Genomic DNA, 12,548 nt, shown 5'->3' with positions numbered 1-12,548 from the left:
GGTCCGGCTTTCGCCAGGACGACGGCGGTGGATGGTCCTCGATTCATAATGACGAACACGCGGTATCATTACCCGCGCATGCACGTGATCCAGTATTCCAGAGGCCTCTGAGTTCAATCCGATAGACTGCGGCGTAGTGGACAACCCGGACAAGCCGGGCGATGACAGATGAGGATGAGCATATAGCTTCGCATTTTCGCGACATGTTTTGCCCGAGCTTTGCATCTCGTTCCGCCCTCTCCTCAAGGAGGGCGCAGGGAAAGCCGGGTCCCGATCGCACCCATGGGTCCCGCGTAACAAAAACGCGGGAGGTAGGACCACAGGTGCAACCGGGAACAACCCGGCCTTTCCTGCGCGATGGGTTACGGCTTATACGTGCTCTCCCCGGTGAGACTGGGCTTTGTGGTCACCGTCTCGCGAAGATGCTTCGTGCCTCGCTTCGCCCGAGGTCCGCGCGCGCACCGAAGGCATGGTCGCGTGGCGGCCGTCCTGACTTCTCGCATTGGTTGTATTATAATCGCATGACAATGCACGACGCAGGTCGGATGCGCGCCAAAAAAGTGTGCTATAAGCGTGCGCGATGATCGAGCTTCCCCGTACCCAGGCCTTGCGTTGCTTCATCACGGTTGCCCGTGAGGGCACGGTATCGCGCGCAGCGGCGATGCTGAAACTGACCCAGCCCGCGGTCAGCCTGCAACTGAAGGCACTCGAGGAAAGCACCGGGCTGCAGCTGTTCAACCGCACCCCTGCCGGATTCACCCTGACCGAGGCCGGCGCCGCGCTGCTGCCGCTGGCGCACCGGGCGGTCGCGGCCGCCTCCGATTTCAAGGCGATGGCGGACTCGCTGAACGAGGCACAGCGCGGCACGCTGCGCGTCGGCACCATCCTCGACCCCGAATTCACCCGGCTCGGACCGTTCGTGCGCAGCCTTGCGATGTCCTCGCAGCGCACCGAAGTCTTCCTGCGCCATGGCGTGAGCGACGACGTGCTGGCGCAGATCGGCCGCGGCGAGCTCGACGTCGGCTACTATGTCGACGCCACGCCTCAGGACCAGCTCGTCCATCACAGCTTCACCGAACGGACCATCGCCGACGGCCGCTACCAGCTCGCCCCGCTGCTTTGCTACGACTACCGGGTGATCGCACCGATCGCCTGGCGCGACCGGGTGATGGGCAAGGGCTGGGTCGAGCTCGCCGAGCTGCCCTGGCTCGCGACACCGCCGCACTCCGGCCACCGGCGGCTGCTCGACGACATCTTCCGCCCGCTCGGCGCATTGCCGAAGCGAATCGGCTACACCGACCAGGAAGAGGCGATGATCGACTTCGTCGAATCCGGCCTCTGCCTCAGCCTCGCCCGCGACAACGTGCTGGCGCCGCGGATGGCGCGGCCGCATCAGTTCGTGGTCGCCGACAAGGTGAAGCTGACCTGCGATCTCTCCTTCGCCAGCCTCGCCGCCCGCCGCCAGGAGCCGGTGATCGCGCACGCCTTCGCGAGCGTGCGCGCGGTGTGGAATATCAAGCCGGCAATCGCCGGCGCCGGACCGACGCGGACACGGAAGGTTGCGAAGAACGTGTGACGCGGACGCTCGGCTTAGGCCGCGACGACCAGCGGTCTCGTCATCTCCGCCATGGTCGGCACCAGCGACGGCGCTTCGCAATCCTGCAGAGCGAGCTCGTCGACGAGCTTGCGCAGCCTTGGCGGCAGATCGGCGTAATCGCCGCGCAGGGCATGGCGCAGCCGCTCGCCAATCTCTTCGCAGATAGCGCGCGCGTGCTCGGACGCAATCGGATGAGGCTCAATCATGGACGTGGACCGCCGGCGATGACTGCGCGCCGTCCCACCGCACTTCCGCAACCACGGATCCCGCATGTGCACATGCGATCAAGACGAGGATCCGAACAATGCTGAACATGGTTCGTACTCCCTTTTCCTGTCCTTCAATAACAGCAGGTCGTTGCCGCCCGATTAGGGAAACTGGTTCTCACGGCCTTTAAGGGATTGGTAAACGCGAGGTTCATGGCGGGCGGAGCCCGTTCAAGAGCTCCGGACGGCGTCGGCCTCGCCATTCCCGTTCGCCGTTCCGGCACTCCAGCCGATCAGGGCTGAACTCGAGCAGGCGCAGACCCTGCCCGCGTCGCCCAATGTCCCCAATCAGGGGGACAGACGGATCGGGCGGAATCGATATGATGCGCGAGCGGACGGCGGTCGGCTATCATCGGCCGCAGATAAAAAAACCTGCTGGGAGGATTTGTAATGAAGCTGGCCATGGCCGGACTGTTGACATTTGCGAGCGCGATCCTGGTCGCGCCGGGCGCGCGTGCCGACATCAAGGTCGGCGTCGTGGTGTCCGGATCCGGACCGGGCTCGGCGCTCGGCCAGCCGCAGATGCGCACCATCGCCGCGCTGCCGAAGGAGATCGGCGGCGAGAAGGTGACCTATATCGCGCTCGACGACGAGTCCGACCCGACCAAGGGCACGCAGAATGCGCGGCGCCTGGTGATCCAGGACGGCGTCGATATCCTGATCGGCTCCTCGCTCACCCCGGTGACCATGCCGATGCTCGACGTCGCCGTGGAGAGCAAGACGCCGATCATCTCGCTCGCGGCGGCGACCGCGATCGTGCAGCCGATGGACGACCGCCGCCGCTGGGCGTTCAAGGTGGTGCCCAATGACGACCTGATGGCGGCGGCCGTCCTGAAATACATCGCTAAATCCGGCATCAAGACGCTCGGCTATATCGGCGTCTCCGACGGCTATGGCGAAGGCTATTACAAGGAGGTGTCGCGGCTCGCCCCTCAGCTCGGCCTCACCGTGACGACGCATGAGGTCTATGCGCGCGCCGACACCAGCGCGATGGGCCAGGCGCTGAAGGTAATCGCGACCAATCCGGAAGCGGTGTTCATCGCCTCCGCCGGCACGCCCGCCGTGCTGCCGCAGGAGGCGCTGCGCAGCCGTGGCTATGCCGGCAAGATATTCCAGACCCATGGCGTGGCCTCGGAGGAGTTCATCAAGCTCGGCGGCGCCAATGTCGAGGGCGCGATCTTCACCGGCGAGGCCTTCACCATCGCCGACGATCTGCCGGCGAACGATCCGTTCCGCCAGGTGCGCGACGAGTTCGTGTCGTCCTACGAGAAGGCCAACGGGCAGAAGCCGAACATCTTCGGCGCGCATCTGTGGGACGCCGTCACGCTGTTCAAGCGGGCGGCGGCGAATGCGCTGAAGACCGCAAAGCCCGGCACGGCGGAATTCCGCGCCGCGCTGCGCGACGAGCTCGAGCGCGGCAAGGACGTCTACCTGAACAACGGCCTCTCGACGATGAGCCCGACCGATCACAACGGCTATGACGAGCGATCGGCGTTCCTGATCAAGGTCGAGGGCGGCAAGTTCCGGCTGGTGAAGTAGGACGTAGGCCCGTCAGCCAGCAAAGACGTAGCCCGGATGAGCGAAGCGACATCCGGGATGCGCTTGACCCGCATGTCGCTTCGCTCATGCGGGCTACTTGCTTCGCCGTCACACCTTGCCCTTGCCAGATCCGCAGATGCCCTTCAGCGCCTGCCATTCGGCCGAGGACAACAGCGGCGGACCGTCGGGCCGGCTGGCGGCATCGGCCTTGTCCATGCGCGCGAGGCGGTCCTCGGTCAAGGGGTGGCTGGAGACGAGCGAGAGCCCCTTGCCGCCCTCCTTGCCGGTGACGCGAAACATCAGTTCGCCCATCGGCTTGGCCGGACGGCCGAGTTTGTGCATGGTCTCGATCGCGAAGCTGTCGGCGTTGGTCTCGGCGTCGCGGGAATAAGACGACGTCACCAGCGAGCGCGAGGCGAAGATCAGCGCGCCGGAGCCGGTGACATCGCCGAACAACAGCCCGATCAGGAACGAGGTGCCGCCGTTGTGGATCAACTCGCGCATGCTGTCGCGGTGCCGGAGATGGCCGAGCTCATGCGCCAGGACGCCGGCGATCTCGTCGGGGTTCTCGGCTTTCTCCAGCAGCCCGTCGAACAAATAGACCTTGCCGCCGGGCAGCGCGAAGGCGTTCGGCACCGACGTCGCCAGCACGCCCGACTGCACCGACGTATCGAAGCCTGCGGACTGCCGCAACTTGCCGACCAGCTTCGCGAAGGCCGCCTGGCCGGCCGGATTGCTGCACGGCTTGCCGTCGAACAGCACCTTGACTTGCGCCTCCGCGACATCGCCGATGCGACGCTCGAACGAGTCGGGCACCAGCGGCGTCAGCCGCTCGGCGGCGAGCGGCACGCCGAACAGCACCACCAGCACAATCGACACCGCGGCCGCGAGCGACCAGCCGACGATCGCGGCGACACCCCTGCGGTTCGGCAAATCCGCCTCGAGCGTGTCGCAGCGCGCGACCAGCGCGGCGATCAGCCCGGCGTCGCGGATGTCGAGCCGCGCCAGAGGCGGTGCGGTCAGGCAGCTCAGCCGCAACAGGCCGGACGGGCTGTCGGCGCGGCGGATGTCGTGAAACGCCCAGCGCGCGAGCAGCGCGCCGTCTTCACGGATCTCCAGTGAGTCGGACAGTTTGAGCGCGACGATGCGCCGCCGGTTCGACACGCCGTCGAAGAAGACACCGCCGGGAGCCGGCGCCGCTGCAGAATTGGTCTGGCCGGAATCGGATTCCATGTAGCTAGAAGCCCCCGACGTCGAGGCCGTCGGCAAAGCCTTCGCCGAGCGCGTTGGCGAGCTCGCCGCGCGCGGTGACGTTGGCCGCCGCCCCGATGTTGTGCACGATTGTCGAGGACAGCACCCGGACCCAGAGATCGCGCATCAGATAGACGCGCAACACCACGTTCAGCGCCAGCGCAAAGGCGAGATAGCCGATGCCGAGCAGCACGATCAGCGGAATGCTCCTGGCGAACGCCTCGGTCCTGAAGAAGTCCGCGATCGAGGAGCCGTCCATGCTGGCGACCAGCAAGGTGCCGAGCGCGAGATAGGCCGCGAACACGACGCCGAGCAGCACGACCCAGCCGATCACCTTCCAGTACAGGCCGATCAGCGCGCCGCGGCGGAGGGTGGATTCCAGCCTCACTTCGCCGAAGCGGATTCCCGACAGCCACCAGCGCCACTCGACCGCCTTGAACGCGGCATAGGCGAACGGGGCGAAGATCGTGCTGTAGAGCGCGAACGGCATCAGGACCCAGAGCCACCAGCCCCGCTTGAAGAACTCCCAGCCGCGGCCGTCGAACGAGCCTTGCAGATCGCCGTAATAGGAGTGCCGCATCTTGTAGCGTTCGAGCGCCGCCTCGCGCCACGGCAGCGCGAGGCCGAGCGTGATCACGACCAGCACGCCCCAGAGCGAGGCCTTGAGCGCATAGACCCAGCCCGAGCCGCTCATCCAGAAGCGAACGCCACGCCACACCGTGCGGGTCAGGCGGTATCGCCGCGCGCGATAGATCGCGAACTGGCCGAACAGGTAGAAGAAGGCGACCAGCGGCAGCGAGGCGAACGCCTTGAAATGCTCGGCCTCGATGCCGATCAGGAAATAGCCGAGATAGATCGGCACCAGGATCGCGAGCGCGACCAGGAAGCCGATCAGGAGCTCCTTGCCGCGGCCGGTATATTCCGGCGCGTCGCCATCGATCTGGCTGTTCGACCACAGATGACGGCGGATGTCGGTGGTGAGCCAGAACCGGTAGAAGCCGACCGTGACCAGCTCGAGCCCGGCGCCGCGCGCGACCAGGCGGAAGAACTCCTTCCGGTTCCCTGAAAACGCCACCGGCATCGGTGGCGGAGCCGGTTGCGGAGGCGGCTGCGGCGGCCCCAGCGGGGTCCAGCTCATGTCGTTCACGGGATGGCTCCTGGCGGGACAATCTCTGGGTATCAAAAGCACAGATTTGTCGTCGCGAGTGTGATCCAGGTTTCACACAAGGTCGAGATCGCGGGGCGATTTTTGGCGGGATGCGGTTGGCCATGCCTTAACGGCAATGCCGGAAAGCGCGCAGTCCTGGATCGACCGCCGGCGTCGAACCCCAGGGCTGCAATGACATACTTAACGATCAGGCGATCGAGGCGAAGACGCCGCCGCAAAGCGAGGAAACCGGAGCGATGACCAGATGGATCTTGTCGGCATGCTTCCTGGCGCTCACGGCAGCTCCGGCTGCTGCCGTCGACGTGCGGCTGGATTCCTATCGCAATCCCAAGAGTGAGAATTTCCGCATCTTCAATCATATGTACCTGGACGGGGTCAGGGGCGGCCTGATGGCCTCCAATGCCTGGCTGAAACGGCATGGCGGCCAATTGTTGTTCTGCATGCCCGACGACCTCGCACTGAGCAGCGAGCAGACCGAAGAGATCATGCTCAAGTCCGCCGACAAGCGCTCGGCGAAAGGTGAGATGGTGATCGCTCTCCTGCTGCTGTGGGGCATGCAGGACACCTACCCCTGCGAAAAACCCGCCGGCGAGAAAACCGGCAGTCAATAAACGGCGCCCGCACCATTCGCAGGCCGCCGCCCGCCCCAATCAAACGCCGTTTCAAAAGGGCGTGGTCGCGGCCGCGGCCCCTTCCCCACCGGAAAAGCCCGGATTCGGCCGCTTTGGCCTGACATCAATGCGGCCAAATGCGCGTCGAGAGCCCTTGCGCAAACCGCGGAATGAGAATGTAATTCGGTAAAACATGCCGCGCCGGCCATGCCCCGGCAGCTCAAACGGTTGAGGAGCCGCTCATGCACGGGACCATCGATCTCGCCGACAACACGAATCTGGACGCCGCACGCGAACGCGCCAATTCGCTTGCGCTTTCGGACTACGATCCCGGCAATCCCGAGCTGTTCAAGACCGATACCTTCTGGCCGTATTTCGACCGGCTGCGCCGCGAGGATCCGGTGCACTACTGCAAGGACTCGATGTTCGGTCCGTACTGGTCGATCACCCGCTACAACGACATCATGGACATCGAGACCAATCACTCGGTGTTCTCCTCGGCCGCCTCGCTCGGCGGCATCACCATCCGCGACGTGCCGCCGGATCTGCGCCGCGAAAGCTTCATCGCGATGGACCAGCCGCGCCATTCGGCGCAGCGCAAGACCGTGGCGCCGATGTTCACGCCGACGCATCTCGACGATCTCGCCACCAACATCCGCAAGCGCTCGACCGAGTGCCTCGACAATCTGCCGCGCGGCGAAGTGTTCGACTGGGTCGACAAGGTCTCGATCGAGCTGACGACCCAGATGCTCGCGGTGCTGTTCGACTTTCCCTGGGAAGACCGCCGCAAGCTGACGCGCTGGTCCGACGTCGCGACCACCCTGCCCGGCGCCGGCGGCCTCGTCGCCACGGAAGACGAGCGGCAGGCCGAGCTGATGGAATGCGCGGGCTATTTCGCACGGCTGTGGAAGGAGCGCTCGAACCAGCCGCCGAAGAGCGATCTGCTCTCGATGATGGCGCACAGCGACGCCACGCGGAACATGGACCCGAAGAACTTCCTCGGCAATCTGATCCTGCTGATCGTCGGCGGCAACGACACCACGCGCAACACGCTGTCCGGCAGCATTTATGCGCTGAGCAAGCATCCGGAGCAGTACCGCAAGCTCAAGGAGAACCCGGCGCTGATCGACAGCTTCGTGCCCGAGGTGATCCGCTGGCAGACGCCGCTCGCCCATATGCGGCGCACCGCGCTCGCCGACTACGAATTCCGCGGCCGTCAGATCAAGAAGGGCGACAAGGTGGTGATGTGGTACGTCTCGGGCAACCGCGACGAGGAAGCGATCGAGAAGCCCTACGAATTCCTGATCGACCGCGCCCGGCCGCGCACCCACATCTCGTTCGGCTTCGGCATCCACCGCTGCGTCGGCCTGCGGCTTGCCGAGCTGCAGCTCAAGATCATCTGGGAGGAGATCCTCAAGCGCTTCGACACCATCGAGGTGGTGGACGAGCCGCAGCGGGTGTATTCCAGCTTCATCAAAGGCTACGAGACGCTGCCAGTGCGCATCGCCGCCTGACGCGTCGCGAGCCAACCGGGATCGAACAACCATGAACGTCCAGACCGCCATCCGTGCCGACCGGGCCGAGTTGCTGCGCCAGGCCCGCGAGGAAGCGTATTCGACACCGCTCAAGGACTTTCATCCCGGCGCGCCAAAACTGTTCCAGAACGACACGCTATGGCCGTGGTTCGAGCGGCTGCGCAAGGAAGAGCCGGTGCATTACTGCACCAATGCGCCGATCGAGCCGTATTGGTCGGTGGTGAAGTACAACGACATCATGCATGTCGACACCAGCCACGGCATCTTCTCCTCGGACTCCACGCTCGGCGGCATCTCGATCCGCGACGTGCCGCCCGGCTACGACTATCCGAGCTTCATCGCGATGGACCAGCCGAGGCACGCCCATCAGCGCAAGACCGTGTCGCCGATGTTCACCCCGACGCATCTCGACGAGCTGGCAAAGCTGATCCGGCAGCGCTCGGCCAGCGTGCTCGACAATCTGCCGCGCAACGAGACCTTCAACTTCGTCGAGCGCGTCTCGATCGAATTGACCACCCAGATGCTGGCGACGCTGTTCGACTTCCCCTGGGAGGAGCGGCGCAAGCTGACGCGCTGGTCCGACGTCTCCACCGCGCTGCCGAAGAGCGGCATCGTCAACTCGCCGGAGCAGCGGCGGCAGGAGATGGACGAGTGCTACGCCTATTTCTCCAAGCTCTGGAACGAGCGCGTCAACGCCCCGCCGCGCAACGACCTCTTGTCGATGATGGCGCATAGCGACGCCACGCGGCACATGGACCCCGACAATCTGATGGGCAACATCATCCTGCTCATCGTCGGTGGCAACGACACCACGCGCAACACCATGAGCGGCTCGGTGCTGGCGCTGCACGAGCATCCCGACCAGTTCAGGAAGCTGAAGGAGAATCCCGCACTGATCGACACCATGGTGCCGGAGGTGATCCGCTGGCAGACGCCGCTCGCGCATATGCGGCGCACCGCACTTCAGGACACCGAGATTGGCGGCAAGACGATCAGGAAGGGCGACCGCGTCGTGATGTGGTACGTCTCCGGCAACCGCGACGACGAGGTGATCGACCGTCCGAACGAGTTCATCATCGACCGCCCGCGGCCGCGCATCCACCTGTCGTTCGGCTTCGGCATCCACCGCTGCGTCGGCATGCGGCTCGCCGAGCTGCAGCTTCGGATCGTCTGGGAAGAGATGCTGAAGCGCTTCGACCGCATCGAGGTGGTCGGCGAGCCGAAGCGGGTCTATTCCAGCTTCGTGCGCGGCATCGAGAACCTGCCGGTGCGAATCCCGGGCTGACGCGTCCGACGTCGGATATTCTGCTAATGTCGGAAAAGCGAGGCGCTTGGCCACAAACGCGATCAGTGCGCGTCTGTTGGAAAGCGGTTTCCCGCCGCGATGCATGAGCCGCAGCGCAGACCTGCACGGCGGATCCCCGGCGCCCGCCTCACCGTCGTGCCGAACGCCAAGCACCTCGTGCAGGAGGACGCTCCGGAGGCGATTGTCGGAGCGGTGCTCGACTTCTGGCAAGAGCAGCGGAGCCGTCACGCACGCTAGCTCGCGCACGGTCGTCTGAATGCAGCTCCGGACTATCTGGGAAGAATTGCTGAAGCGACGCATCAAGGCGGCCGGGCCGCCAATGGGGCTCCTGCGGCTTCATGCGCATAGAGAACCCTCCGGTGCTGATCCTTGCTGAACCTAGATAGTTCTTGGCCACCACCGCGATCGGCCCTATGTCTTTGCCGGGCGGTTGATGCGCCGCGTCTTGCAGTATGGGCCAGTTGACGGAACATGAACCGAAAAGAGCGGCGTGCGGCCGGTAAGCAACGGGACGCGTCCAGCAAAAACGCACCAGCCTTCGTCTCTGCGGGCGTCAGCATTGCCGATCTTGCCATCGAGGCCAGCCGCTTCTACGGGATGCGCCGCTTCAACGAAGCGCAGGAGATCTGCCGGCAAATTCTCGCCCGTGAGCCGGCCCATGTGCAGAGCCTGAATCTTCTCGGCCTGATTGCGCAGGCATCCGGCGAGCACCGCGCCGCGGTGAAGATGTTCGCGAAGGCGATTGCTGCGGACGAGGTGAACGCCGCCTGCCACTACAATGCCGGCAACTCGTACCAGACGCTGGGCAACCGCAGCAAGGCGGCCGCGCATTTCAGCAAGGCGCTTGCGCTCGGCATGGATGCGAGGGCGGTCGGCTTCATCCTGCAGAGCCCGACCGTCACCAGCTATGTCGGGCGGATTGCCGGCAAGTGGCCGCTACCGGTCACAAGCGCCGAATTGTTCGGCAGCGAGGGCGTCGCCCCGCTCGCGAACGACCTGTTCCTGCGCTGCGCGATGGAAACGACGACGCTGGCGAGCATGCAGCTTGAGGTGCTGCTCGGATATGCGCGGGCCGAGCTGTTGCGGCTCGCGAGCAGGCCGGATCAGGATGAAGTCGACGACGATATCGTAGCCTTTGCGTGCGCGCTCGCGCGGCAATGCTTCATCAACGAATATGTCTATGCGCAGACCGCGGCGGAAAGCGAAGGCGCGAGCGCGCTGCGCGACCGGTTGCTGCCGGACCTGGCATCAGCCGCTGCGATCACGCCGCTCACGCTGGCCGTTGTCGCCGCTTACTTCCCGCTTCATGCCCTGCCCGCGGCGGACGCGCTGCTGCGCCGGGATTGGCCCGCGGCCACGGCCGGCCTGCTCAAGATGCAGCTTCGCGAACCCCGCGAGGAGATGGAAGAGCGCTGCGCTATTGCAGCGCTCACTCCGATCAGGAACGACATATCCGTCGAGGTGATGCGCCAATACGAGGAAAATCCCTATCCGCGCTGGACCGTCAACCCGTTGACGGCCTTCGCAGCGGATCGGGCGCAGGGACGGACCGTCGCAACCGCGGACCAGCGAGCCGAACGGGATATCCTAATTGCCGGCTGCGGCACCGGCTCGCATGCGATCCAGATCGCGCAGGTCTATCCCAACGCCCGCTTGCTCGCGGTCGACATCAGCATGACCAGCCTCGCCTATGCGCGCCGCAAGACGCGGGAGCTAGGCTTGTGCAACATCGAGTATGCGCAGGCGGACATCCTGGAATTGGCCTCGATCGATCGCAGCTTCGACAGCATCGAGTCGGTCGGCGTGCTGCATCATCTTGCCGACCCCTTGGCCGGCTGGCGCGTTCTGGTCTCGCTGCTGCGGCCGGGCGGCGCGATGCGCATCGGGCTCTACAGCGATCTGGCGCGCCGCGTCATCGTCGAGGCTCGCGATCGCATCGCGGCGCGCAATTATCGCGCCACCGCCGACGACATCAGGCGTTGCCGGCAGGATATCTTCCGTGAAGCTGACAAATGGAAACCCCTGATCGGCGCCAAGGATTTCTACAGCATGAGCGGCTGCCGCGATCTGCTGTTCAACGTCATGGAACATCGGCTGACGATTCCGGCGATCGCGGCATTCCTGAACGAGCATGGCCTGTCGTTCGAGGGGTTCGAGCCGTTTGACGATCCGGCGGTGCTCGAACAATTCCGCAAGCAGTTTCCGGGCGCGGCCGATGAGGCCAATCTCGATCAGTGGCACGGCTTCGAGGTCGATCATCCCGAGACGTTCTGGGACATGTACGTGTTCATGGCGAGCAAGAGCACGCGATGAGGGCAAGGTGCTGGAGCGTGAGGAGAGTAACCTCTCTAGCGAGCGTGCTGGCCCTTGCTGGTCGGCAACGGGCATTTGGTGCAGACCCTGTCGTCGCACATCCGGCAGATCGTGAAGCGATCCATCTCGGATGTGTCCTGCCTTGCCAGCAGCTCATGGATCAGCGTCGCAAGCTGCTTCCGTTCGGCGGCTGACAGCACGTCCAGCAGCGACGTCACGGCTGAAATCCGCGACGCCAACAATTCGTTCCGGGACGCGGCGCCTGACGCCGTCAGGTGCAACGCGACCTCGCGGCCGTCTTTGCCCGGACGGCGTTCGACAAGCCGATCCGAAACCAGCCGATCCACCAGGCGGACCGTTCCGGAGTGTGACAGGCCAAGAATCCGCCTCAGCTTGTCGTTGGTCATGCCCTGACCATAGCCGATGACGATGAGCGCCGCGGGCGTTTCGCCGCCACGGCCGACGACCTCGCGCGCGCCTTGCTCGATACGATCCATGACGGCGAGCGACAGCGCGCCCAGCAGATTGGCGATTCCGTTTTCCATGCCGGGAATAATATGTGCGCTGCGCACAAAAAACAACTTGACCATATATGTGCGCTACGCACATATTTAACCGGGAGAGCAACGACGACATGAATGGAGAGCAGCGATGACGACCCGAAGCACCGCACTGGCAACGCCTGACGCCGCCGGCAGCGAACCCGCCCTGAAATACGTGCAGGCCAACGGCGTGCGATTTGCCTATCTCGAACAGGGCAGCGGACCACTCGTCATGTTCATGCATGGCTTTCCCGACAACGCCTGGTCGTACCGAAAGCAGCTGCAGGTGTTCGCGGATGCCGGCTATCGCGCGGTCGCGCCGTTCCTGCGTGGCTATGCGCCGACCGAGATTCCCGCCGACGGCATTTTCGATCCGATCGCGCTCGGAAAGGATCTCGAAGCATTGATCGCGGCGCTGAG

At 64.7% G+C, this 12,548-nt stretch carries 11 protein-coding genes; 7 read left to right on the top strand and 4 right to left on the bottom strand.

Going from position 1 to position 12,548, the window contains the following annotated elements; all coding sequences use genetic code 11:
* Nucleotides 1–580: 580 nt before the first annotated feature.
* Nucleotides 581–1,576 carry a LysR family transcriptional regulator gene (locus AKL29_RS31905; protein ID WP_028334981.1) on the top strand — a complete coding sequence of 332 codons (996 nt, stop codon included), beginning with the start codon at nucleotides 581–583 and terminating at the stop codon, nucleotides 1,574–1,576.
* Between the two features lie 14 nt (nucleotides 1,577–1,590).
* Here AKL29_RS31905 and AKL29_RS31900 read toward each other — a convergent pair whose 3' ends face one another.
* Nucleotides 1,591–1,803 carry a hypothetical protein gene (locus tag AKL29_RS31900; protein ID WP_028334980.1) on the bottom strand — a complete coding sequence of 71 codons (213 nt, stop codon included), beginning with the start codon at nucleotides 1,801–1,803 and terminating at the stop codon, nucleotides 1,591–1,593.
* A gap of 450 nt (nucleotides 1,804–2,253) precedes the next feature.
* Here AKL29_RS31900 and AKL29_RS31895 point away from each other — a divergent pair, with 450 nt between their 5' ends.
* Complete coding sequence (locus AKL29_RS31895) at nucleotides 2,254–3,402, top strand: ABC transporter substrate-binding protein (RefSeq protein ID WP_028334979.1); 1,149 nt, start codon at nucleotides 2,254–2,256, stop codon at nucleotides 3,400–3,402.
* 108 nt (nucleotides 3,403–3,510) lie between these two features.
* Here AKL29_RS31895 and AKL29_RS31890 read toward each other — a convergent pair whose 3' ends face one another.
* Both AKL29_RS31890 and AKL29_RS31885 read right to left on the bottom strand, forming a co-directional pair.
* Entirely contained in the window at nucleotides 3,511–4,635 is a 1,125-nt protein-coding gene (locus AKL29_RS31890; protein WP_028334978.1) for a M48 family metallopeptidase, read from the bottom strand.
* A 4-nt stretch (nucleotides 4,636–4,639) separates the two neighbouring features.
* Complete coding sequence (locus AKL29_RS31885; RefSeq protein ID WP_152977847.1) at nucleotides 4,640–5,791, bottom strand: DUF898 family protein; 1,152 nt, start codon at nucleotides 5,789–5,791, stop codon at nucleotides 4,640–4,642.
* Nucleotides 5,792–6,057: 266 nt separating this feature from the next.
* Here AKL29_RS31885 and AKL29_RS31880 point away from each other — a divergent pair, with 266 nt between their 5' ends.
* The 4 genes from AKL29_RS31880 to AKL29_RS31865 all read left to right on the top strand — a co-directional run bounded on the left by AKL29_RS31880 (nucleotide 6,058) and on the right by AKL29_RS31865 (nucleotide 11,586).
* A complete protein-coding gene (locus tag AKL29_RS31880) occupies nucleotides 6,058–6,432 on the top strand; it encodes a Rap1a family protein (protein ID WP_028334976.1) in 375 nt (124 codons plus the stop codon).
* A 242-nt stretch (nucleotides 6,433–6,674) separates the two neighbouring features.
* Nucleotides 6,675–7,946 (top strand): cytochrome P450, encoded by a 1,272-nt coding sequence (locus AKL29_RS31875; RefSeq protein WP_050386896.1) that lies wholly within the window; start codon nucleotides 6,675–6,677, stop codon nucleotides 7,944–7,946.
* Nucleotides 7,947–7,977: 31 nt separating this feature from the next.
* Nucleotides 7,978–9,252 carry a cytochrome P450 gene (locus AKL29_RS31870; RefSeq protein ID WP_050386895.1) on the top strand — a complete coding sequence of 425 codons (1,275 nt, stop codon included), beginning with the start codon at nucleotides 7,978–7,980 and terminating at the stop codon, nucleotides 9,250–9,252.
* Nucleotides 9,253–9,744: 492 nt separating this feature from the next.
* Nucleotides 9,745–11,586 carry a class I SAM-dependent methyltransferase gene (locus tag AKL29_RS31865; protein WP_244482534.1) on the top strand — a complete coding sequence of 614 codons (1,842 nt, stop codon included), beginning with the start codon at nucleotides 9,745–9,747 and terminating at the stop codon, nucleotides 11,584–11,586.
* Between the two features lie 35 nt (nucleotides 11,587–11,621).
* On the opposite strand, the gene AKL29_RS31860 is transcribed toward AKL29_RS31865, so the two are convergent.
* Complete coding sequence (locus AKL29_RS31860; RefSeq protein ID WP_244482533.1) at nucleotides 11,622–12,176, bottom strand: MarR family winged helix-turn-helix transcriptional regulator; 555 nt, start codon at nucleotides 12,174–12,176, stop codon at nucleotides 11,622–11,624.
* A gap of 61 nt (nucleotides 12,177–12,237) precedes the next feature.
* Between AKL29_RS31860 and AKL29_RS45915 the strand changes: the two genes are divergently transcribed.
* The coding region (locus tag AKL29_RS45915; RefSeq protein WP_430648903.1) for an alpha/beta fold hydrolase at nucleotides 12,238–12,548 on the top strand (311 nt) is incomplete at its 3' end.

The organism is Bradyrhizobium pachyrhizi (assembly GCF_001189245.1).
GTDB lineage: Bacteria > Pseudomonadota > Alphaproteobacteria > Rhizobiales > Xanthobacteraceae > Bradyrhizobium > Bradyrhizobium pachyrhizi.
Note: the sequence above shows the minus strand (reverse complement) of the source record. Positions and strands in the feature narration are given on the sequence as shown.

What these genes read in the sequence shown, in the direction of transcription:
- AKL29_RS31905 (WP_028334981.1), top strand. Translation starts at nt 581, where the DNA reads ATGATCGAGCTTCCCCGTACCCAGGCCTTGCGTTGCTTCATCACGGTT.
- AKL29_RS31900 (WP_028334980.1), bottom strand. Translation starts at nt 1,803, where the DNA reads ATGATTGAGCCTCATCCGATTGCGTCCGAGCACGCGCGCGCTATCTGC.
- AKL29_RS31895 (WP_028334979.1), top strand. Translation starts at nt 2,254, where the DNA reads ATGAAGCTGGCCATGGCCGGACTGTTGACATTTGCGAGCGCGATCCTG.
- AKL29_RS31890 (WP_028334978.1), bottom strand. Translation starts at nt 4,635, where the DNA reads ATGGAATCCGATTCCGGCCAGACCAATTCTGCAGCGGCGCCGGCTCCC.
- AKL29_RS31885 (WP_152977847.1), bottom strand. Translation starts at nt 5,791, where the DNA reads ATGAGCTGGACCCCGCTGGGGCCGCCGCAGCCGCCTCCGCAACCGGCT.
- AKL29_RS31880 (WP_028334976.1), top strand. Translation starts at nt 6,058, where the DNA reads ATGACCAGATGGATCTTGTCGGCATGCTTCCTGGCGCTCACGGCAGCT.
- AKL29_RS31875 (WP_050386896.1), top strand. Translation starts at nt 6,675, where the DNA reads ATGCACGGGACCATCGATCTCGCCGACAACACGAATCTGGACGCCGCA.
- AKL29_RS31870 (WP_050386895.1), top strand. Translation starts at nt 7,978, where the DNA reads ATGAACGTCCAGACCGCCATCCGTGCCGACCGGGCCGAGTTGCTGCGC.
- AKL29_RS31865 (WP_244482534.1), top strand. Translation starts at nt 9,745, where the DNA reads ATGAACCGAAAAGAGCGGCGTGCGGCCGGTAAGCAACGGGACGCGTCC.
- AKL29_RS31860 (WP_244482533.1), bottom strand. Translation starts at nt 12,176, where the DNA reads ATGGTCAAGTTGTTTTTTGTGCGCAGCGCACATATTATTCCCGGCATG.